A 19470-nucleotide genomic window follows, 5' to 3' on the forward strand; every position below is an offset into this window, starting at 1 on the left:
GCCTCTGATTTTAACGGCACGGTCAAAGCGTACTTCCCGCATCTAGGATAATTACAGCCATGACTATCACCTACAAAGACGCGGAAGGCATCGCAGGCATGCGCATCGCAGGCCGCCTGGCTTCTGAAGTACTCGACTACCTGACCCCCCACGTGGTGCCGGGCGTCACCACCAACCAGCTCGACAAGCTGGCGCACGACTACATCACCCAGGTGCAGGGCGGCATTCCGGCCCCGCTGAACTACACCGGCGGCGGCAATGTCCCCTACCCCAAGTCGATCTGCACCTCGGTGAACCACCAGGTTTGCCACGGCATCCCGAACGACAAGCCGCTGAAAAAAGGCGACAGCGTGAACATCGACGTGACCGTCATCAAGGACGGCTGGCACGGCGACACCAGCCGCATGTTCATTGCTGGCGAAGGCAGCATCCTGGCCAAACGCCTGGCGGCGCTGACCTATGACGCAATGTGGCACGGCATCAAGATGGTCAAACCCGGCGTCCACCTGGGCGACATCGGCCACGCCATCCAGCGCTTTGCCGAGAGCAATGGCTTCAGCGTGGTGCGCGAGTTCTGCGGCCACGGTATTGGCCGCGTGTTCCACGAAGAACCGCAGGTACTGCACTACGGCAAGCCAGGCACGCTGGAAGTGCTGAAGCCCGGCATGACCTTCACCATCGAGCCGATGATCAACGCCGGCAAGAAGGAGATCAAGGAAGGCCCGGAAAAAGACGGCTGGAGCATCGTCACCAAAGACCACTCCCTGTCCGCCCAATGGGAACACACCATCCTGGTCACCGAGACCGGCTACGAGGTACTGACCGTCTCTGCGGGCAGCCCGCCCATCCCAGCATTCGTGCCAGCCCAAGCCTGAAGCTTCTACGCGCCCCACCATGACCGACATCCAGGCGCTGCGGGCGCATTACCTGCAGGAAAAATCGCGTTTGCTGCAAACCGTGCGCGACAGCGGCCCCAGCACCCGGGGTCTGCGCAAGGCTTTGCAAAACCTGTCCCACCTAGCGGACGACACGCTGCGCAAGCTATGGGTACGCGCCGGCTTCACAGCCTCGTTTGCCCTGGTGGCGGTGGGCGGCTTTGGCCGCGGCGAGCTGTTCCCCTACTCGGATATCGACGTGCTGCTGATGCTGCCCGACGGCGAATCGCCCGAGCAAGACGAGGCATTGAAATCGCGCATCGAAGACTTCATCGGCAGTTGCTGGGACGCGGGCCTGGAGATCGGCTCCAGCGTGCGCAGCCTGGAAGACTGTCTGGCCGAAGGCAGCAAGGATGTGACGGTGCAGACCGCGCTGATCGAGTCGCGCCTGGTCACCGGCGACGCCAAGATGTATGCCGACTTCCGCCAGCGCCTGGGCACGGTGTCCGACCCGCGCGCCTTTCTGGTGGCCAAGACGCTGGAGATGCGCCAGCGGCATAACAAGTTTGAAAACACGCCCTACTCACTGGAGCCCAACTGCAAGGAATCGCCAGGCGGCCTGCGCGACCTGCAAACCATTCTGTGGGTGGCCAAGGCCGCCAACCTGGGCAAGAGCTGGGAAGAACTGGTGCGCAGCGGCATCGCCACGCCGCACGAGGCCAAGCAGATCAAGCGCAACGAAGACCTGCTGTGCCTGATACGCGCCCGCCTGCACCTGACGGCTCAGCGCCGAGAAGACCGCCTGGTGTTCGACCTGCAGACCGCCGTGGCCGAGTCCTTCGGCTACAGCTCCGAAGACGATGATGGCCAGCCAGTGCGTGCCAGCGAAGCGCTGATGCGCCGCTACTACTGGGCGGCCAAGGCCGTGACCCAACTCAGCCATATCCTGCTGCTGAATATCGAGGAACGGCTGAACCCCTCCACCCACCTGCTGCGGCCGATCAACGAGCACTTTTTTGAAAAAGCCGGGATGATCGAAGTCGCCAGCGACGACCTGTACCACCGGCACCCACACGCCATTCTGGAGACCTTCCAGGTCTACGCCTGCACGCTGGGCGTGCGCGGCCTGTCGGTGCGCACGCTGCGGGCTCTGTACGGCGCGCGCAGCCTGATGACCTCGCAGTTCCGCAAGGACCCGGTAAACCGCGCCACCTTCATGCGCATACTGCAGCAGCCGGCTGGCATCACCCATGCGCTGCGGCTGATGAACGATACCTCCGTGCTGGGCCGCTACCTGTGGGTGTTCCGACGCATCGTCGGGCAGATGCAGCACGACCTGTTCCACGTCTATACCGTAGACCAGCACATCCTGATGGTGCTGCGCAATGTGCGCCGCTTCTTCATGGCCGAGCACGCCCACGAATACCCGGCCTGCTCGCAGCTGGGCGCCGGCTGGGATAAGCCCTGGATCTTGTTTGTGGCGGCGCTGTTCCACGATATCGCCAAGGGACGTGGTGGCGACCATTCCGAGCTGGGCGCGCTGGAGGTACGGCACTTCTGCAGCCAGCATGGCATCAACCGCGAAGACGGCAAACTCATCGAATTCCTGGTCAACGAACACCTGACCATGAGCCGCGTGGCGCAAAAGGCCGACCTCAGCAACCCCGACGTCATCAGCGCCTTCGCCAAACGCGTAGGCAACGAGCGCTATCTGACCGCCTTGTACCTGCTGACCGTGGCCGACATCCGCGGCACCAGCCCCAAGGTCTGGAACGCCTGGAAGGGCAAGCTGCTGGAAGACCTGTACCGCACCACCCTGCGCAGCCTGGGTGGCCGCGCACCCGATCCGCAGGCCGAGGTAGAGGCGCGCAAGCGCGAAGCCCTGGTGCTGCTGGCCCTGCACGCCCAGCCTTTTGAGTCGCACAAAGCCCTGTGGGACACGCTGGACGTGGGCTACTTCATGCGCCACGACGCGGCCGACATCGCCTGGCATACGCGCCAACTGTCACGCCACCTGGCCTTCCCGGCGCCGCTGACGGTGCCGCCGCATGCGGTGAAACCGGTGGTGCGCGCCCGCCTGTCGCCAGTCGGCGAAGGCCTGCAGGTGATGGTCTATACACCCGACCAGCCGGATCTGTTTGCGCGCATCTGCGGCTTCTTCGACCAGGCCGGCTTCAGCATCGTGGACGCCAAAGTGCATACCGCCCGCAACGGCTTCGCGCTGGACACCTTCCAGGTGGTCACGGCCATGCTGCCCGAGCACTACCGCGAGCTCACCAGCATGGTGGAAAACGATCTGGACCACACCCTGGCCCAGCAAGGCCCGCTGCCACCGCCCAGCAAGGGCCGGGTGTCGCGCCGGGTGAAGAGCTTCCCCATCGCGCCGCGCGTGGACCTGCGGCCTGATGAGAAAGGCCAGCGCTGGCTGCTGAACATCTCTGCCAGCGACCGCGCCGGTCTGCTGTACCTGGTGGCCCGCGTGCTGGCCAAGCACAACCTCAGCGTGCTGCTGGCCAAGGTCACTACCCTGGGCGAGCGCGTGGAAGACAGCTTTTTGGTGCAAGGCCCGGAGCTGCAGTACAACCGCAACCAGATCGAGATCGAGACCGAGCTGCTGGACGCACTGGCCGCCAAATGAAGCAAGACGTCAGCTAAAAACTGGTGCCAAACTGATAAGCTCCAGATCACAGAAATCCTTCTGAACTGGTCCGCCCTGCACTTGGGGCGGCCAGCCTGTTTCCACCTATCCACCGGAGAAAACCATGGCCAAAGGTCAACAAAAAACCAATAAAGAAGCCAAGAAACCCAAGAAGGACACATCTCCACCCAAGCCCATTTCGGGTGAAGCCGTGCGCCCCACCATCACTACCGTGGTGCCAGTGCGCGGCAAGCTCAAGAAGGTTTAAAGGTTTCCCAGGCCACTGCTATTGAATCAATAGCTGCCTCCGCAGGATATACGGGCGCCAGTGCCTGATTTCTCTTAAATATCCCGACTGCGGATGGAGCCGCTCACAGCAAGGGACGCAGCTCCCTTGCCGCCTCCAACAACACCGGCAACAGCTCTTCGCGCAGCACCTCTTGCTGCAGCCGTTGCGGCGTGGTCACCACATTCAGCGCAGCCACCGTCTTGCCCTGCAGATTGCGCAGCGGAATCGCCAGGGCATGCACGCCCAATTCGTGCTCTTCACTGGCCACGCAATAGTCGTCAACGCGTACCTGCGCAACCACCGCGCGAAAAACTTTTGTGTCGGTAATAGTGTGCGCGGTCAGCCGGGCCAGGCTACGCCCCTTCATCCAGGCATTAAAGCTGGACTTGGTCTCCGCCGCCAGCAGCACCCGCCCGGTGGAAGTGGCATGGGCTGGCAAGCGCGCCCCCAGGTGCAGGCCATACGCCAGCACGCGCAAAGGCCCGCCGCTGCGGTCATTGCCACTACGCGCCACGATGACCACCTCGTCGCCGTCGCGCACCACGGCCGAGAACGACTCCAGCGTCTGCGCGGCCAGGCGGTTCAGCGTGGGCTGCAGCACCCTCGGCAGCTGGGCCGAAGCCAGATAACTACCTGAAAAACGCAGCACCTTGGCCGCAAGCCAGAAGTAGCTGCCATCGGTATCCAGGTAGCCCAGGTGCGCCAGGGTCAGCAGATGGCGCCGGGCGGCAGCCCGCGTCAGGCCCGCACGCTGCGCCGCCAGGGTGGCGTTCAGGCGCTGGCGCTGGGTGTCAAAACTCTCCAGCACCGCCATGCCTTTGGCCATGCCTTCGATCAAATCGGCTTTCTGAATATCCATGGGCGCCCTCCTGCGGATACTTGCGCGGTGATCGCGCAGCAGTCTCGATGATCGCACAAAGAGCGCCGAATGGCCGCCACAGAACGTTCCCGGCAGCCTAAGCTAACAGGCAAATTACGCCCTCAGGAGACACCCCATGCGAACCCAGGTTGCCATCATCGGAGCCGGCCCGTCCGGCCTGCTGCTCGGCCAGTTGCTGCACAAAGCCGGCATAGACAACATCATCATCGAACGCCAAAGCCCTGACTACGTGCTGGGCCGCATCCGCGCCGGCATACTGGAACAAACCACGGTGGACATGCTGCGCGAAGCCGGTGTGGGGCCCCGCATGGAGGCCGAAGGTGTGGTGCACCACAGCATTGAGCTGGTGTTCTCCGGCGTGCGGCATGCGATCGACGTGCATGGACTGACCAACGGCAAGGTAGTCACCGCCTACGGCCAAACGGAACTTACCCGCGACCTGATGGATGCACGCAGCGCCACTGGCCTGGCAACCATCTACCAGGCCGCCAATGTCAGCGTGCACGATTTCGACAGCGAGCACCCCACAGTGCGCTACCAGAAGGATGGCCAGAACTTCGAGCTGGAATGCGACTTCATCGCCGGCTGCGACGGCTTCCACGGCGTCTGCCGTGCCAGTGTGCCCGAGGGCTCCATCACCGAATACGAAAAGGTCTACCCGTTTGGCTGGTTGGGTGTACTGGCCGATGTGCCGCCCGTGTCGCCGCACGCCATCGTCTACGGCAACAGCGAACGCGGGTTCTCGCTGTGCTCGATGCGCAGCCTGACGCGCAGCCGCTACTACGTACAGTGCCCTTTGACCGACAAGGCCGAGGACTGGAGCGACCAGCGCTTCTGGGACGAGCTGCGCAGCCGCCTGGACCCGGACCTGGCCGAGCGCATCGTCACCGGCCCTACGCTAGAGAAAAGCATCGCCCCGCTGCGCAGCTTCGTGGCCGAGCCGATGCGCTTTGGCCGCATGTTCCTGGCCGGCGACGCTGCCCACATCGTGCCGCCCACAGGCGCCAAGGGCCTGAACCTGGCCGCCAGTGATGTGAAATATCTGTCCAGCGCTTTCATCGAGTTCTATGCGGAGAAAAGCGCGGCCGGCATCGACAACTATTCACAGCGCGCCCTGGCACGCATCTGGAAGGCCGAGCGCTTTTCCTGGTGGTTGACCTCGCTGATGCACAAGTTCCCCGACACCGGCGCCTTTGGTCAGCGCATGCAGGAAGCCGAACTGGAATATCTGGTGAACTCCACCGCCGCCTCCACGGTGCTGGCGGAAAACTATGTAGGCCTGCCGCTGAACCTGGGGCGCTGAGCCCTGCCATTTGCTATCAAATAAATAGCCACTTGCGCAGGCGATACCTGCGCTAGCAGCCTATTTCTCATAAAACCACTCAGCCCAAGGTGCCAGCTTCAATGGTGATGCGGCGTTCGCAACGGGCGGCGATAGCGCGGTCATGCGTCACCAGTACCAGGGTCGTACCCTGCTCACGGTTTAGCGCGAACATCAACTCCATCACCGTCTCGCCGGTGGCAAAGTCCAGGCTGCCGGTGGGCTCGTCGGCCAGCAGCACGGCCGGTTGCACCACAAAGGCCCGCGCCAGGGCCACGCGCTGCTGCTCTCCCCCGCTGAGCAGCTTGGGGTAGTGGCCTAGCCGCTGGCCCAGGCCGACGCGCCCCAACATCTCGGTGGCGGCTTTGCGCGCGTCCTTGCGGCCTATGAGTTCCAGCGGCAGCATCACGTTCTCCAACGCGGTCAAATTGCCCATCAGCTGGAAGCTCTGGAACACAAAACCCAGCTTCTGCGCCCGCAATGCGGCCCGGGCGTCTTCACTCAGCGCAAAAATATCCTGGCCGGCAATGTGAACTGTGCCCTGCGTGGGTGTATCCAAGCCTGCAATGATGGACAACAAGGTGCTTTTGCCGGAACCAGACGCGCCCACGATGGCCACAGTCTCCCTGGGCGCTAGTGAGAAATCGATATCACGCAAAATGGAGAGCGTGCCGGTAGAGTCGGTCACCGACTTGGAGACATGCTCTACAGAAATCACAGCACCTGGGGACAGATTTGGCATGAAAGGCTTTGAGTTTTGAAACGTAGACACTTTATCGCGACATGGACCCTGGCCGCCGCTGTGGGGTCATCCGGTGCCTGGGCCAAGACCACGCCGAACATTCTGGTGGTGGGCGATAGCATCAGCGCCGAATACGGCCTGCCTCGCGGCACGGGCTGGGTGGCTTTGCTGGAGAAGCGCCTGGCCGAACAAAAAATCCAGGCTGTGGTGCACAACGCCAGCATCAGCGGAGACACCACTTCGGGTGGCCGCTCGCGTCTGGCCGGCCTGCTGGGCTTTTACCAACCGACACTGGTGGTGATTGAGCTAGGAGGCAATGATGCGCTGCGCGGCCTGCCCCTACAGTCCACCGAAGACAATTTACGCCAGATGACCGAAACCGCCCAGAAAGCCGGTGCCAAGGTGCTACTGGTCGGCATGCAAGTGCCGCCGAATTACGGACGTGATTACGCGAATCGCTTCCAGAGCACGTTCGAGAGGGTGGCAAAGACGGAGAAAACCGGTTTGGTGCCCTTCTTGCTGAAAGGCGTGGCGGATGCGCCGGACCCGGTGGCTTTGTTCCAGCCAGACCGCATCCACCCCAAGGCGGAGGCGCATCCTACGTTGCTGAACAACGTGTGGCCGGAGCTGAAAAAGCTGCTGAACTAAAAAACGAAGGAAAGATCAGGCGTCGCTGGAGGCGTCGGGCGGCGGGGTTTGCGTTGCATCGCCCTGATCCTGCACACCGTCGTCCGTGACGCCGTCGTGCTTGCGCTCGCTCTTAGCCTTCAGCTTATCTTCCTTCTTCTTTTTCTTGGCCAGCTCTTTTTGACGCTTTTCGTATCCGTAATTTGGTGTTGCCAAGGTGGTCTTCTTTCAAAATAAGGCTACCACTTTAACAGCTTGGCCAGCGCCCGGATATTCGGTGGCCCCAGGATCTAGCCGCTGGGCTGCGCCAGTTTCCGCAGCGCCTGCGCCAAGTCTGCTTGCAGGTCCGCCACCGCCTCCAAACCCACGGAGAAGCGTACCAGCGTGCCTCGCGCCAGATGGTCCGGCCAGCCTACCCGCATGCGCTCCAGTTCGTAAGGCACCACCAGACTCATCGGACCGCCCCAGCTATAACCCAGCTTGAACAAAGCCAGGGCATCGCAAAAGGCGTCCACCTGTGCCGAGGTATAGCGCGGGTCCAGCACCACGCTGAACAAGCCGGCGGCCGCATCCTGCGCGCCACACAGCGCCTGCCAGTGCGTATGGCCAGGCGAACCCGCCAGCGCGGGGTGCAGCACCTGTACAAACTCGGCCTGCTGGCTGCACCATTGCACCAAGGCGCGGGTCGCCATGTCGTGGGCCCGGTAGCGCAATGCCATGCTGGGCAAGGAGCGCAGCACCAGCTCGGCATCATTGGCCGCAACACCCAGGCCCAAATGCATATGGGTGCGCTGAACCCTGCGGTGCAGCGCAGGGTCGCGGGTGACGACGCTGCCCATCAGCACATCGCCTCCCCCGCTGGGGTACTTGGTCAGCGCATGGACGGACAGGTCCACGCCGAGCGTGGTCCCGCTGCCAGACAACAGATCAAAGGGGTTGAAGGCCAGGCCCGCACCCCAGGTATTGTCCAGCGCACACCAGACCTGGCGATCACGGCAGACCTGCAGCAAAGCCGGCAGGTCTGGGAACTCCAGGGTAACGGAGCCCGCAGCCTCGACCCACACCAGCCGGGTGGTCGGCGTGATCTTGGCCGCCAGATCGCCTGGATTCATGGGGTCGTAGACCTGGGTGCTGATGCCCCAGCGCGCCAACTCGCCTTCCGAGAAGGCCTTGTTGGGGCCGTAGACGTTGTCGGGCAGCAGCATGCTGTCGCCGGCCTTGAGCAGGGCCAAAGCCACATTGGCGATGGCCGCCAAGCCGCTGGGCACCAGCACGCAGTAGCTGCCGCCTTCCAGCGTCGCGATGCGCTCTTCCAGCGTGTAGGTGGTGGGCGTACCGTGCAGGCCGTAGGTGTAGGCCGACTTGTCTTTCCATTCGTACTCGCGCATGGCGGCCACGGACGGAAAGATGACGGTCGACGCCTTGAACACGCCAGGCTGCGGCGCCGCAAACGCCGCTGGCGGCGCGTACGGGTGGTGGATCAGCTGGGTAGAAGGATGGGGACGGCTCGCCACGGATCGCTTGCGTCTGCCGCGCTTACAGCTTCCACTTTTCCATCAGTTGGGCTGGACGCATGGCGTCGTAGCCCTCGAAAGGCTGGTGGATCCAGGGATTGGTGGGCAAAAACTCGACCGAATAGTCGGGCGTAAAGACGGAAACCGCCTTGGTCCAGATCACGGCGCTGCGCAGCTCGGTGATGGGCGCGTAGTCGCTCTTGAGCTGACGCACCACCGCGTTCAGCGTGTGGCCGGTATCAGCCAAGTCATCCACCAGCAGCACCTTGCCAGCAATTTCACCCTTGGGTGTAGTGATGAAGCGGGCGATATCCAGCACGCCCTGCTGGCGGCCGGCATCCGCGCGGTACGAGCTGGTGGACATGATGGCCAGAGGCTTGTCGAAGATGCGTGACAGCACATCGCCAGGGCGCAAACCACCACGCGCCAGGCACAGGATATTGTCAAATTCCCACCCCGACTGGTGGACTTTGAGGGCCAGCTTTTCGATCAGGCTGTGGTATTCGTCATAACTGACGTACAGGTGCTTGCCGTCTTCTGTCAACATGGGGAATTACTCCTGAAATAATAGCTACTGGCGCTGGCGCTATCTGCGCCAGCGACCAATTTATTCAATAACTCAAGCAGCCTTGTAAGGGTGCTGCATCATGATGGTGTGGTCGCGGTCCGGGCTGGTCGAGACCATGGCGATGGGCACACCCGTCACCTCTTCAATGCGGCTCAGGTAGCGGCGCGCATTCTCGGGCAGCTTGCTGTAGTCGGTCACGCCCACGGTGGAATCGGTCCAGCCATCGATGGCTTCGTACACTGGCACGCAGCGCGCGATATCGTCTGCACCCATGGGCAGGATATCAACCAGCTCGCCGTCCAGCATGTAGCCGGTGCAGAGTTGCAGCACGTCAATGCCGTCCAGCACATCCAGCTTGGTAATGCACAGGCCGCTCAGGCCATTGACCTGGGCGCTGCGCTTGAGCAGGGCCGCATCAAACCAGCCGCAACGGCGGCTGCGGCCGGTGGTTACGCCCTTTTCAGCTCCGACAGTGCTCATGTGGTAGCCAGGCGTGCCGGGCTTTTCCCATTCAAGTTCGGTCGGGAACGGACCGCCGCCCACGCGGGTGCAATAGGCCTTGGTGATGCCCAGGATGTAGTGCAGCATGCCCGGGCCCACGCCGGAACCGGCAGCGGCATTGCCAGCCACGCAGTTGCTGGAAGTCACGTAGGGGTAGGTTCCGTGGTCCACGTCCAGCAACGTGCCTTGCGCACCTTCAAACAGCAGGTTGGCACCGGCTTTGTGGGCGTCATTCAATTCACGCGACACGTCGGCCATCATCGGCTTGAGCAACTCGGCATGGCGCATGGACTCGGCATAGACCGTGTCGAAATCGATCGCAGGAGCATGCAGGAACTGGGTCAGCACGAAGTTGTGCAGCTCCAGCAGCTCACGCAGCTTGGTAGCGAAACGCTCGGGGTATTTCAGGTCCTGCACGCGCAGCGCACGGCGGGCAATCTTGTCCTCATAGGCAGGACCGATACCGCGACCTGTGGTGCCGATCTTCTCGGTGCCGCCCTTTTCGCGCAGCGCTTCGCGGGCGATGTCGATAGCCGCGTGGAACGGCAGGATCAGCGGGCAGGCCTCGCTGATGCGCAGGCGCGAACGCACTTCGACACCCGCCTTTTCCAGACCTTCGATTTCTTCAAACAGCTTGGCTGCCGACAACACCACACCATTGCCTATGTAGCATTTGACGCCAGCGCGCATGATGCCGCTGGGAATCAGGTGCAAGGCCGTCTTCACGCCGTTGATGACCAAGGTGTGGCCCGCGTTGTGACCGCCTTGGAAGCGCACCACGCCCTGGGCGCTTTCGGTGAGCCAATCGACCAGCTTGCCCTTGCCTTCATCGCCCCATTGCGTACCCACCACGACGACATTGCGACCAGGAACCAGATTTGTTTGGGTGTTCATCTCAGAAATTTTCTTAAATAACTTGCACGACCCACTGCCCAGCCGCTTGCTGAAGCACGCGATCGCAATGGAACTCATCAACTTCACTTTCGTGACCTGGCAACACGCAGACCACGATCTCACCTTCGGCGCGCAGTGCAGCAATAGCCGCGCGCAAATCGTCGGCATGGCCCCAAGGCGCGCGGATGGCGGCCCGCAGCGGACGTGGGCCCACGGCCCCCACCAACTGCTTCAGGTCCAGACTGAACCCAACCGCCGGGCGGTTACGACCAAAGACCGCTCCCACCTCGTCATAACGGCCGCCACGCACCAAGGCATCGCCAGCGCCTTGCGCATAAATCGCAAAGCGTGCACCGCTGTAGTAGGCATAACCGCGCAGATCGGCCAGATCAAAGCTGACCGGCGTGCCGGCCAGCTGTTCCGCCAGCCACTGCAGATCACGCAACGCGTCCTGGATGGCCGGCAAACTTGGCAGCACACGAAGTGCCTGCTGCAGGATGCTGGCATCGCCATACAACTGCACCAGAGCCAACAGGGCGTCACGCGTCACCGCCGGGAAGCCCTGGCACAACTCGGCCAGCTCAGTAGCGTCTTTGTTGGCCAGCGCAGCATGGATACGTGCCAACAGATCGGGCGCAGGCGCCACTTCTGCCAGCAGGGCACGTGCAATACGCGCGTCACCCATATCGACCGTGATGCCTTGGACCTCAGCCGCCCGCAGGCAGTCCAGCGACAGCTGCAAAACCTCCAGATCGGCTTCCAGGCCGGCATGGCCGTAAATTTCGGCGCCCAGTTGCAGTGGTTCGCGGGTGGCATGCGGACGGTCTGGCCGGGTATGGGCCACAGGGCCGCAATAGCACAGGCGCGTCACACCCTTGCGGTTGAGCAAATGGGCATCGATACGTGCAACCTGGGGCGTGGTGTCAGCGCGCACGCCCAACATCCGTCCGGACAGCTGGTCTACCAGTTTGAAGGTTTGCAGATCCAATGCCTCGCCGGTACCGGTCAGCAAGGACTCCAGATGCTCCAACAGAGGCGGCATGACCAGCTCGTACGCATAGCCACGGGCGGTGTCGAGCAAGGCGCGACGCAGTTCTTCGATGTGCCGTGCCTCGGAAGGCAGGACATCGGCAATGTGATCCGGGAGGACCCAAGCAGACATGGGATTTGGGGAGGCTGTTAAAAAAGAGATTTTACCGGGCTTGGGCACAGGTAAAAATCGCCACGGTACTTTTCCTGCAATCCGTGGCGTTCAAGCGGGACGCAGTCCCTAAGTCAGCAGCAGAAACAAAACCAGCCCGAGCAGCATGCTGCACAGACCAAAGAAGCGTAGCTGGCCGTCTTGCAGCTCCAAAAGCTGCTTGAACATATTGCGCCAGGTAGACGGTGATAGAAAAGGCAACAGCCCCTCTATCACCAGCACCAGGGCCAGAGCGGCCCAAAGGCTATTGCCGTCTTCCAAGATTACTTCTTACCGGCAGGCGCAGCAGCACTGCTGCCGCTACCACGCATAGCTTTGAAGAAGTCCGACGATGGGTCCAAGACCATCACATCGCTCTTCTTGTTGAAGCTGGCTTTGTAGGCATCCAGGCTGCGGTAGAACTGGGCAAACTGGGGGTCTTTGCCAAATGCATCGGCATAAATGCGAGAAGCCTCGGCATCACCCTCGCCCTTGATCTTCTGGGCCTCACGGGTGGCATTGGCGATGGTCACTTCACGTTGCTTATCGGCATCGGCGCGGATCTTTTCACCCTCGGCAGCACCCGTGGAACGCAGCTCGTTGGCCACGCGCTTGCGTTCGGCCTCCATGCGACGGTAGACCGATTCGGTGATGGCCTCCACGTAGTCCACACGCGTAATACGTACATCCACTACATCCACGCCCCAAGGCTTGGAGCCCTGCACGGCCTCCTGGACTTCGCGCTTCACATCGGCCATCAATGCTTCGCGCTTCAGTGACAGCAGCTCCTTCACCGTGCGCTTGTTGACTTCTTCCTGGAAGGCATTGCGCACCACGCGATTCAGCTGATTGGCGCCGGCGTTCTCATCCAGGCCCACGTTACGGATGTAGTCGGACGGCGTCGAAACGCGCCAGCGTACATACCAATCAATCACCACGCGTTGCTTTTCAGCGGTCAGCATGGGCTCGGCGTCGGTGCTGTCCAGGGTCAGCAATCGCTTGTCGAGATAAGTGACATTCTGAAACGGTGGCGGCAACTTGAAGTTCAGACCGGGCTCAGTTATCACCTCTTTGATCTGGCCCAGGGCATAGACCACACCAAACTGGCGCTGATCCACCACGAACAACATGGAGCTCAGCAGCGCGAAGACCACCAGCAGGGACGATGCAATAAAACCAACTCTGTTCAAAGTATTCTCCTAACGCACGTCACGGTCACGCGAGCGCGAATTGTCGCGCGTGCGGGCATCATTCGACACGATCGCTGGCGCAACCGGCACCACCGAGCTGCTTGCCAACGGATCTGCCGTAGTGCTGCTATTTGCGGCACCCACAGCGGCCTGACCTGACATCTGCATGATCTTGTCTATCGGCATGTACAGCAGATTGGAGCCCTGTTTGGAGTCCACCAAGACCTTGGTGACATTGGTATAGATTTGCTGCATGGTGTCCAGATACATGCGATCGCGCGTGACCTGGGGGGCCTTCTGGTATTCGGTCAACACCGAGCGGAAACGCTGCGCATCACCTTCGGCCTGGGCCACGATACGGGCCTTGTATGCCTCAGACTCTTCTTGCAGGCGCGACGCGGAACCCACGGCGCGTGGCACCACGTCGTTGGCATAGGCCTGGGCTTCATTCTTGGCACGTTCACGCTCCTGACCGGCCTTCAGCACATCGTCAAACGCAGCCTGCACCTGCTCGGGCGGACGCACGCCACTTTGCTGCATATTGATGCCAACCACCTCCACACCCAACTTATAGCGGTCCAGAATGGTTTGCATCAGCACGCGCACACGCGGTCCAATCTGGTCACGCTCCTCGGCCAAGGCCGTATCCATGCGCATCTTGCCCACCACCTCGCGGACCGCCGTTTCTGCGGCCTGCACCACGGCGCCGCTGGGGTCCTTGCTTTCAAACAGGAAGGCACGCGCATCGTTCAAACGGTATTGCACAGCGAACTTGATCTCGACGATGTTTTCATCTTCGGTCAGCATGGCGGATTCACGCAAGCCAGTGGCCTTGATGATGGAATCGCGACCCACATCCACAGAACGGATCTGGGTCACAGAAACCAGCTCGTGGCGCTGCACGGGGTAAGGCAGACGCCAGTTGAAGCCCGCCCCCACCGTAGATTTGTACTTGCCAAACTGGGTGATCACGGCCTGTTGGCCTTCCTGCACGATGAAAAAGCCGGTGCCCAGCCAAATCAGCAGAACCACGCCAGCAATCAAACCGATGCCGACACCCGCATTCTTCATGTCGGGCTGAAAACCGCCGCCACCGCCACCGGAAGATCCGTTGCCGCGAGAATTATTCTTGTTGCCGCCAAACAGCCCGCCCAATTTGCGGTTGAAGTCACGCCACAGCTCATCCAGGTCCGGCGGGCCTTGGTTCGGGCCCTGGCCGCGGTTGGGCGTGTTCTTGGCCGGCTCTTCCGGTTTTTGAGAGCCATCGGACCCATTGTCGTCACCACGGCCCCAGCGCGGGTCGTTCAAGTTGAACATACCCCGGAGTCGTCCTGGCAGGATGGCCATAGTAAAAGCCCGTAAATTGAGATTCATTCGCGCAAGTCTCTCGGTTGTCATTCCTGTATTGTGCCTATGGAAACACCATCGCCGAGCCATTCCGGGGATTGCGTGGGGGCATCTGCCTTGGACATTTTGGCCAAGGACAGTTCCGCCAGCTTCTGCCGCAACGCCGGCATTCCGTCTCCGGTACGGGCACTTAAAAAAATTCGAGGGACCTGCTGGCCATCTACCTCGATTTCATCTTGCATCTGGAGCGGCCAACGCGATTTATCAAGGGCATCCAGCTTGTTAAATACCAGCAGTTGGGGCACGTCGTCAGCACCTATCTCTCTCAGCACCATGCCGACTTCGGCCATCTGCTCAGGAAAGTTCGGGTTGGAGGCATCCACCACATGCAACAGCAAGTCGGCATCGGCTGCTTCTTGCAGGGTTGCTCGGAACGCATCCACCAATCCGTGCGGCAGATCGCGGATAAACCCCACGGTGTCGGACAAGGACACGGACCGCCCGGCCTCACCCAGGTATAGCTGACGAGTAGTGGTGTCCAGCGTGGCAAACAACTGGTCGGCGGTGTAGGCCCGTGCCTTCACCAAGGTGTTGAATAGTGTGGATTTGCCGGCGTTGGTATAGCCGACCAAAGAAATCGTAAAGGCATCGCGGCGCGAACGTTGGCGCCGCTGCGTGCTGCGCTGGCGCACCACTTTTTGCAAGCGCTCTTTGGTGCGCTTGATGGATTCGCCCAGCATACGGCGATCCAGCTCGATTTGCTTTTCACCTGGGCCTCCGCGCATACCGATACCGCCGCTCTGTCGCTCCAAATGCGACCAGCGCCTGACCAAACGTGTGCTCAGGTATTGCAGCCGGGCCAGTTCCACCTGCAACTTACCTTCGTGGCTGCGCGCGCGCTGGGCAAAAATGGTCAGGATCAGCATGGTCCGGTCGTTGACCGGCAACTCACAGTGGCGTTCCAGATTGCGCTGCTGCGCGGGGCTCAAGCTCTGGTCGAAGAGAATCTCGGTCGCGCCATGCATTTGCGCCAGCAGCTTGATCTCATCAGCCTTGCCGCTGCCTACAAACAGCGCAGCATCGGGTGCCTGGCGCTTGCAGGTGATGCGGGCAACCACACGCATACCCGCGGTGTCTGCCAACAGGCCCAGCTCTTCAAGTTCTTTGTCAAAATGCGGTGCCCCCAAATCAACACCGACCAGTACGGCCAGTGGCATGTCAGGCGAATCAAGAGAACTCAAATCAGGAAACAGGTAGAGGGGGAGGTTTTAGTGGACCGGGCAGCGTTGCAGAAGCCCGGTCACCAAAAGAATGACCGGCAATCTCAGGCGGCTGCGTCGGGGGCCGACTCATCCGCAGCGGAGAAATTCACAGCACGGCCAGGAACGATAGTCGAAATGGCGTGCTTGTACACCATCTGGGTCACGGTATTGCGCAACAGCACAACGTACTGGTCAAAAGACTCAATCTGGCCTTGCAGCTTGATGCCATTGACGAGGTAAATCGACACTGGCACATGCTCGCGACGCAAAGTATTGAGAAATGGGTCCTGAAGAAGCTGCCCTTTATTGCTCACGATATTCTCCGTGTTGTGAAGATGTTAAAGAAGGTTGGACCTTACCACAGCGATACCCGTACTTACACTAGGTATGCCTAAGGCCCCACCAAAATTGTTGAGACTCGTTCAGTCGTCTTTATCGGCGTAAGGATTGGCTGCCGACTTCATCTGGATACGCAATGGCGTACCGGTGAGATTGAAGGCCTTGCGGAAACGACCTTCCAGAAAGCGCTTGTACGCGTCGGTCACATGCTCCAGCGAATTGCCGTGGATGATGATGACCGGTGGGTTCATGCCGCCCTGGTGGGCATAGCGCAGCTTGGGACGGAACATACCGGCACGCTGCGGGCTCTGGAAGGCCGTAGCCTCCAGCAGCAGACGCGTGAGCACCGGCGTGGACATCTTGCACATCGCCGCCTGGTGCGCCTGCAGAATGGACGCCCACAAAGGTCCCAGGCCTTGGCGCTTGGTCGCCGAGATGAAATGCATGGACGCAAACTTCAAAAACGCCAGTCGGGTCTCGATCGAGCGCTGCACCAGTTGCCGCTGGTAGGCGTCCACAGCATCCCATTTGTTGATTGCCAGCACCACCGAGCGCCCGCTTTCCAGGATGTAGCCAGCGATATGGGCGTCCTGGTCGGTCACGCCCTGGGTCGCGTCAATCAGCAGCAGCACCACATGGCAGGTCTCGATCGCCTGCAAGGTCTTCACCACCGAAAACTTCTCGATGGCTTCAAAAACCTTGCCCTTGCGGCGCAGGCCGGCGGTGTCGATCAACTCGAACTTGTGGCCGTTGCGCTCGAAGGGCACACTGATGGCGTCACGGGTCGTACCGGGCATATCAAATGCCACCAGTCGCTCTTCGCCCAGCCAGGTATTGATCAGCGTGGATTTGCCCACATTCGGGCGGCCCGCCACGGCCAGCTTGGTCACGCCGATGTCTTCGGCCTCGACCTCTTCATCCGGATCGGGCAGATTCAAGGGAGCCAGCGCCAGATCGACAAGGCCGCGAATGCCCTGCCCGTGCGCTGCCGAGACGGGATACACCTCGCCCAGACCCAGTTCATAGAAATCCACCAACTGGTGGCCTTCCTTCATGCCTTCGGCCTTGTTGGCCGTCAGTATGCAGGGCTTGCCCAGGCGACGCAGGTACTTGGCAATATCGTGGTCCTGGGCAGACAGGCCGCCGCGGGCATCCACCACGAAGATCACCACATCAGCCTCGGCAACCGCCTGGCGCGTCTGTTTGGCCATTTCCTTGTAGATACCACTTTCGGCATCCGGCTCGAAGCCGCCGGTATCAATCACGATGTATTCGTGCTTGCCCTGGCGGCCGTTGCCGTAGTGGCGGTCGCGGGTCAGACCGGCGAAGTCCGCCACGATCGCATCACGCGACTTGGTGAGGCGATTGAAGAGTGTAGATTTGCCCACATTGGGGCGACCGACTAAGGCCAAGACTGGTTTCATGGTATGGCGCAGATCGGCTGACGCAAATTAGTTATTCAGGCTGAAAGCCAAAAACACCGCCGCTGCGGGTCACAACGACAACGGTGTTGCCCGCCAATACGGGGGGAGTCACGATGGGCGAGCCATCGGTGGGCAAGCGGTTCAAGAGAGAACCGTCTTCGCGGGAGACGAAATGTACCAGACCCGTACCATCGCCCACCACCAGCGAGCGGCCCACTGCCAGCGGCGCAGACAGGTTGCGGTAACGCAAACGCTCGGAAACCCAGGCGCGCTCACCATCGATACGGCGCCAAGCGACGACATTGCCATCGTCTTCGGAGCCATAAACAAAGCGGTCATCTCCATGCACCCCAACGGAGCCCACGTCAGGCTTGGTCCACAACAGAGCGCCACGAGACGCATCCACGCAGCCCACCGCAGCCTGGAAGGCCCGTGCGCACACGACATCACCAACCCGGCTGACGCCACCCACCAGGTCCACCAGACGCTCCACGTCATTGGTACCACGGGGCGAAGCGATCGGCGCCTCCCAACGGGTACTGCCATTGTTCGGGTTCAGGCCCACGAGGCGGCCGGACATGCCGGCGACCAAGGTATCGCCCACGGCCATCAGCACGCCTGACTGGCTCAGCACCAAGGCCTCGCCGGTGCGTTGCTGGTTCCACAATTTGCGGCCCGTGGCGCCATCAAAGGCATTGACGGAACGGTCAGCAGCCAACACGAACACACGCCCGCCGGCCACCAGCGGCGCGGTCAGGGTCTGGGCTGCCAGGCGCTGGCGCCACAACACGCGACCGGCCTGCAGGCCGACTACCTGGTTGTCACGCGTGACCACGGCCGTCAATGTGCCGTCGCTGCCCACGCCGGCAGACAAGGGACCGCCTACAGCCACACGCCACAGCGATTGGCCGCTTTTCGCATCCAGCGCCGACACCGCGCCATCGGCACCCGCCAGGGTAACCGTCCCACCCGAGACGTTGACGGACATTGGGAACCCCGCCTCACCCAGTCTTACGTTCCAGGCAGTACGAACGCCCAGCAAGGCCACGTTGGCGGGCAAATCTACGGGCTTGGGTTTTTCGGGGGTGCTGGAGCAGGCAGCCAGCACCGCTACCAAAACAATAGCTACCGGCGCACGAAATATCTGCACAAAAGGCATATTTTTCATTATTTTTTGACTTCCACAGAGACAGGGCCTGCAGGCGTGACCACGGGGACTGCAGGACGCGGGTCCACGCCCAGGCTGTTGAGCTTGACCTCTACCAGACGGCGGTACTGGTCTTGTTCGTCCAGGCCTTTGTAGGCGATCTGGTACTGGGCGATGGCGTCGGTCTTCTTGTCTTGCACCAGGTAGATATCGCCCCTGCGGTCGGCGACCAGTGGTTCAAAATCCTTGGGGAAGCTGCCCGACAACTGCTTCAAAGCATCGTCGTAGCTCTTGGCCTCCAGCAGCACGCTGGCCAGACGCAAATGGGCGATGGCCTGGTAGCCCTCGTCAGAAGACTGCTCGGCCACCCAGGTCAGGGCCGCCTTGGCTTCATCTGGCTTGCTCTTTTCATACAGGCTCTTGGCAGCCAGCAGGCCGGCCTGCTGGGCGAATGCCGTACGGCCGAACTTGTCCTTCATGTCGGAAAAAGCGCGCTCCACCATGGCCACGTCACCGGCTTTGGATGCGCGGTCCACCTCGTCGTACAAGGCGGCCGCCTGGGCCGCCTGGCTGCGCTGCCAGTACTGGTAGCCGTTCCAGCCGGCGAATGCGGCCAGCACCACAATCAAGGACCAGGTGATCAAATTGCCAAAACGGTTCCAGAAAGCTTTGAGCTCGTCAAGCTGTTCTTGTTCTTCAAGGTCGAGGTGGTTTGCCATAAGGTTCTAAGAG

At 61.3% G+C, this 19470-nt stretch carries 20 protein-coding genes; 5 read left to right on the top strand and 15 right to left on the bottom strand.

Annotated features, from left to right (window positions below):
* Positions 1-59: 59 nt before the first annotated feature.
* The 3 genes from map (at position 60) to AC07O2_RS13180 (ending at position 3781) form a co-directional block, all read left to right on the top strand.
* Positions 60-875 (top strand): type I methionyl aminopeptidase, encoded by an 816-nt coding sequence (gene map / locus AC07O2_RS13170; protein ID WP_495076196.1) that lies wholly within the window; start codon positions 60-62, stop codon positions 873-875.
* Between the two features lie 19 nt (positions 876-894).
* Positions 895-3513: a [protein-PII] uridylyltransferase gene (locus AC07O2_RS13175; protein ID WP_495076197.1), complete on the top strand. Its 2619-nt coding sequence runs from the start codon at positions 895-897 to the stop codon at positions 3511-3513.
* Between the two features lie 124 nt (positions 3514-3637).
* Positions 3638-3781 (top strand): hypothetical protein, encoded by a 144-nt coding sequence (locus tag AC07O2_RS13180; RefSeq protein WP_490593722.1) that lies wholly within the window; start codon positions 3638-3640, stop codon positions 3779-3781.
* Between the two features lie 103 nt (positions 3782-3884).
* Here AC07O2_RS13180 and AC07O2_RS13185 read toward each other — a convergent pair whose 3' ends face one another.
* Positions 3885-4661, bottom strand: a complete 777-nt coding sequence (locus AC07O2_RS13185) for an IclR family transcriptional regulator domain-containing protein (protein WP_495076198.1) — start codon at positions 4659-4661, stop codon at positions 3885-3887.
* Between the two features lie 136 nt (positions 4662-4797).
* Between AC07O2_RS13185 and pobA the strand changes: the two genes are divergently transcribed.
* Positions 4798-5985: a 4-hydroxybenzoate 3-monooxygenase gene (gene pobA / locus AC07O2_RS13190; protein WP_495076199.1), complete on the top strand. Its 1188-nt coding sequence runs from the start codon at positions 4798-4800 to the stop codon at positions 5983-5985.
* 79 nt (positions 5986-6064) lie between these two features.
* Here the strand turns inward: pobA and AC07O2_RS13195 are convergent, their stop codons facing one another.
* Positions 6065-6745, bottom strand: a complete 681-nt coding sequence (locus AC07O2_RS13195) for an ABC transporter ATP-binding protein (protein ID WP_495076200.1) — start codon at positions 6743-6745, stop codon at positions 6065-6067.
* Between the two features lie 15 nt (positions 6746-6760).
* Between AC07O2_RS13195 and AC07O2_RS13200 the strand changes: the two genes are divergently transcribed.
* Positions 6761-7393, top strand: a complete 633-nt coding sequence (locus tag AC07O2_RS13200) for an arylesterase (RefSeq protein WP_495076201.1) — start codon at positions 6761-6763, stop codon at positions 7391-7393.
* Between the two features lie 15 nt (positions 7394-7408).
* Here the strand turns inward: AC07O2_RS13200 and AC07O2_RS13205 are convergent, their stop codons facing one another.
* The 13 genes from AC07O2_RS13205 to AC07O2_RS13265 all read right to left on the bottom strand — a co-directional run bounded on the left by AC07O2_RS13205 (position 7409) and on the right by AC07O2_RS13265 (position 19457).
* The gene (locus AC07O2_RS13205) at positions 7409-7588 is read right to left on the bottom strand and encodes a hypothetical protein (RefSeq protein ID WP_495076202.1); all 180 of its coding nucleotides are present in this window, start codon (positions 7586-7588) and stop codon (positions 7409-7411) included.
* A gap of 74 nt (positions 7589-7662) precedes the next feature.
* Positions 7663-8886 carry a PLP-dependent transferase gene (locus tag AC07O2_RS13210; RefSeq protein ID WP_495076203.1) on the bottom strand — a complete coding sequence of 408 codons (1224 nt, stop codon included), beginning with the start codon at positions 8884-8886 and terminating at the stop codon, positions 7663-7665.
* A gap of 22 nt (positions 8887-8908) precedes the next feature.
* Positions 8909-9433: a phosphoribosyltransferase gene (locus AC07O2_RS13215; RefSeq protein ID WP_495076204.1), complete on the bottom strand. Its 525-nt coding sequence runs from the start codon at positions 9431-9433 to the stop codon at positions 8909-8911.
* 72 nt (positions 9434-9505) lie between these two features.
* On the bottom strand, positions 9506-10849 hold the full coding sequence (locus tag AC07O2_RS13220) for an adenylosuccinate synthase (protein ID WP_495076205.1): 1344 nt from the start codon (positions 10847-10849) through the stop codon (positions 9506-9508).
* Positions 10850-10862: 13 nt separating this feature from the next.
* On the bottom strand, positions 10863-12011 hold the full coding sequence (locus AC07O2_RS13225; protein ID WP_495076206.1) for an ATP phosphoribosyltransferase regulatory subunit: 1149 nt from the start codon (positions 12009-12011) through the stop codon (positions 10863-10865).
* A gap of 108 nt (positions 12012-12119) precedes the next feature.
* The gene (locus AC07O2_RS13230; RefSeq protein ID WP_495076207.1) at positions 12120-12311 is read right to left on the bottom strand and encodes a DUF2065 domain-containing protein; all 192 of its coding nucleotides are present in this window, start codon (positions 12309-12311) and stop codon (positions 12120-12122) included.
* 2 nt (positions 12312-12313) lie between these two features.
* Complete coding sequence (gene hflC / locus AC07O2_RS13235) at positions 12314-13219, bottom strand: protease modulator HflC (protein WP_495076208.1); 906 nt, start codon at positions 13217-13219, stop codon at positions 12314-12316.
* A gap of 9 nt (positions 13220-13228) precedes the next feature.
* A complete protein-coding gene (hflK, locus tag AC07O2_RS13240) occupies positions 13229-14593 on the bottom strand; it encodes an FtsH protease activity modulator HflK (protein ID WP_495076209.1) in 1365 nt (454 codons plus the stop codon).
* 20 nt (positions 14594-14613) lie between these two features.
* Positions 14614-15783, bottom strand: coding sequence for a GTPase HflX (gene hflX / locus AC07O2_RS13245; RefSeq protein ID WP_495076322.1), 1170 nt, complete (start codon positions 15781-15783; stop codon positions 14614-14616).
* 107 nt (positions 15784-15890) lie between these two features.
* A complete protein-coding gene (hfq, locus tag AC07O2_RS13250) occupies positions 15891-16142 on the bottom strand; it encodes an RNA chaperone Hfq (RefSeq protein ID WP_490593736.1) in 252 nt (83 codons plus the stop codon).
* A gap of 108 nt (positions 16143-16250) precedes the next feature.
* Positions 16251-17591: a ribosome biogenesis GTPase Der gene (gene der / locus AC07O2_RS13255; RefSeq protein ID WP_495076210.1), complete on the bottom strand. Its 1341-nt coding sequence runs from the start codon at positions 17589-17591 to the stop codon at positions 16251-16253.
* 31 nt (positions 17592-17622) lie between these two features.
* Positions 17623-18759, bottom strand: coding sequence for an outer membrane protein assembly factor BamB (gene bamB / locus AC07O2_RS13260; RefSeq protein ID WP_495076211.1), 1137 nt, complete (start codon positions 18757-18759; stop codon positions 17623-17625).
* The gene (locus tag AC07O2_RS13265) at positions 18759-19457 is read right to left on the bottom strand and encodes a YfgM family protein (protein WP_495076212.1); all 699 of its coding nucleotides are present in this window, start codon (positions 19455-19457) and stop codon (positions 18759-18761) included. Before AC07O2_RS13265 ends, bamB begins: the two co-directional genes overlap by 1 nt.
* Between the last annotated feature and the right edge of the window lie 13 nt (positions 19458-19470).

The organism is Rhodoferax sp. GW821-FHT10B06, from assembly GCF_059415605.1.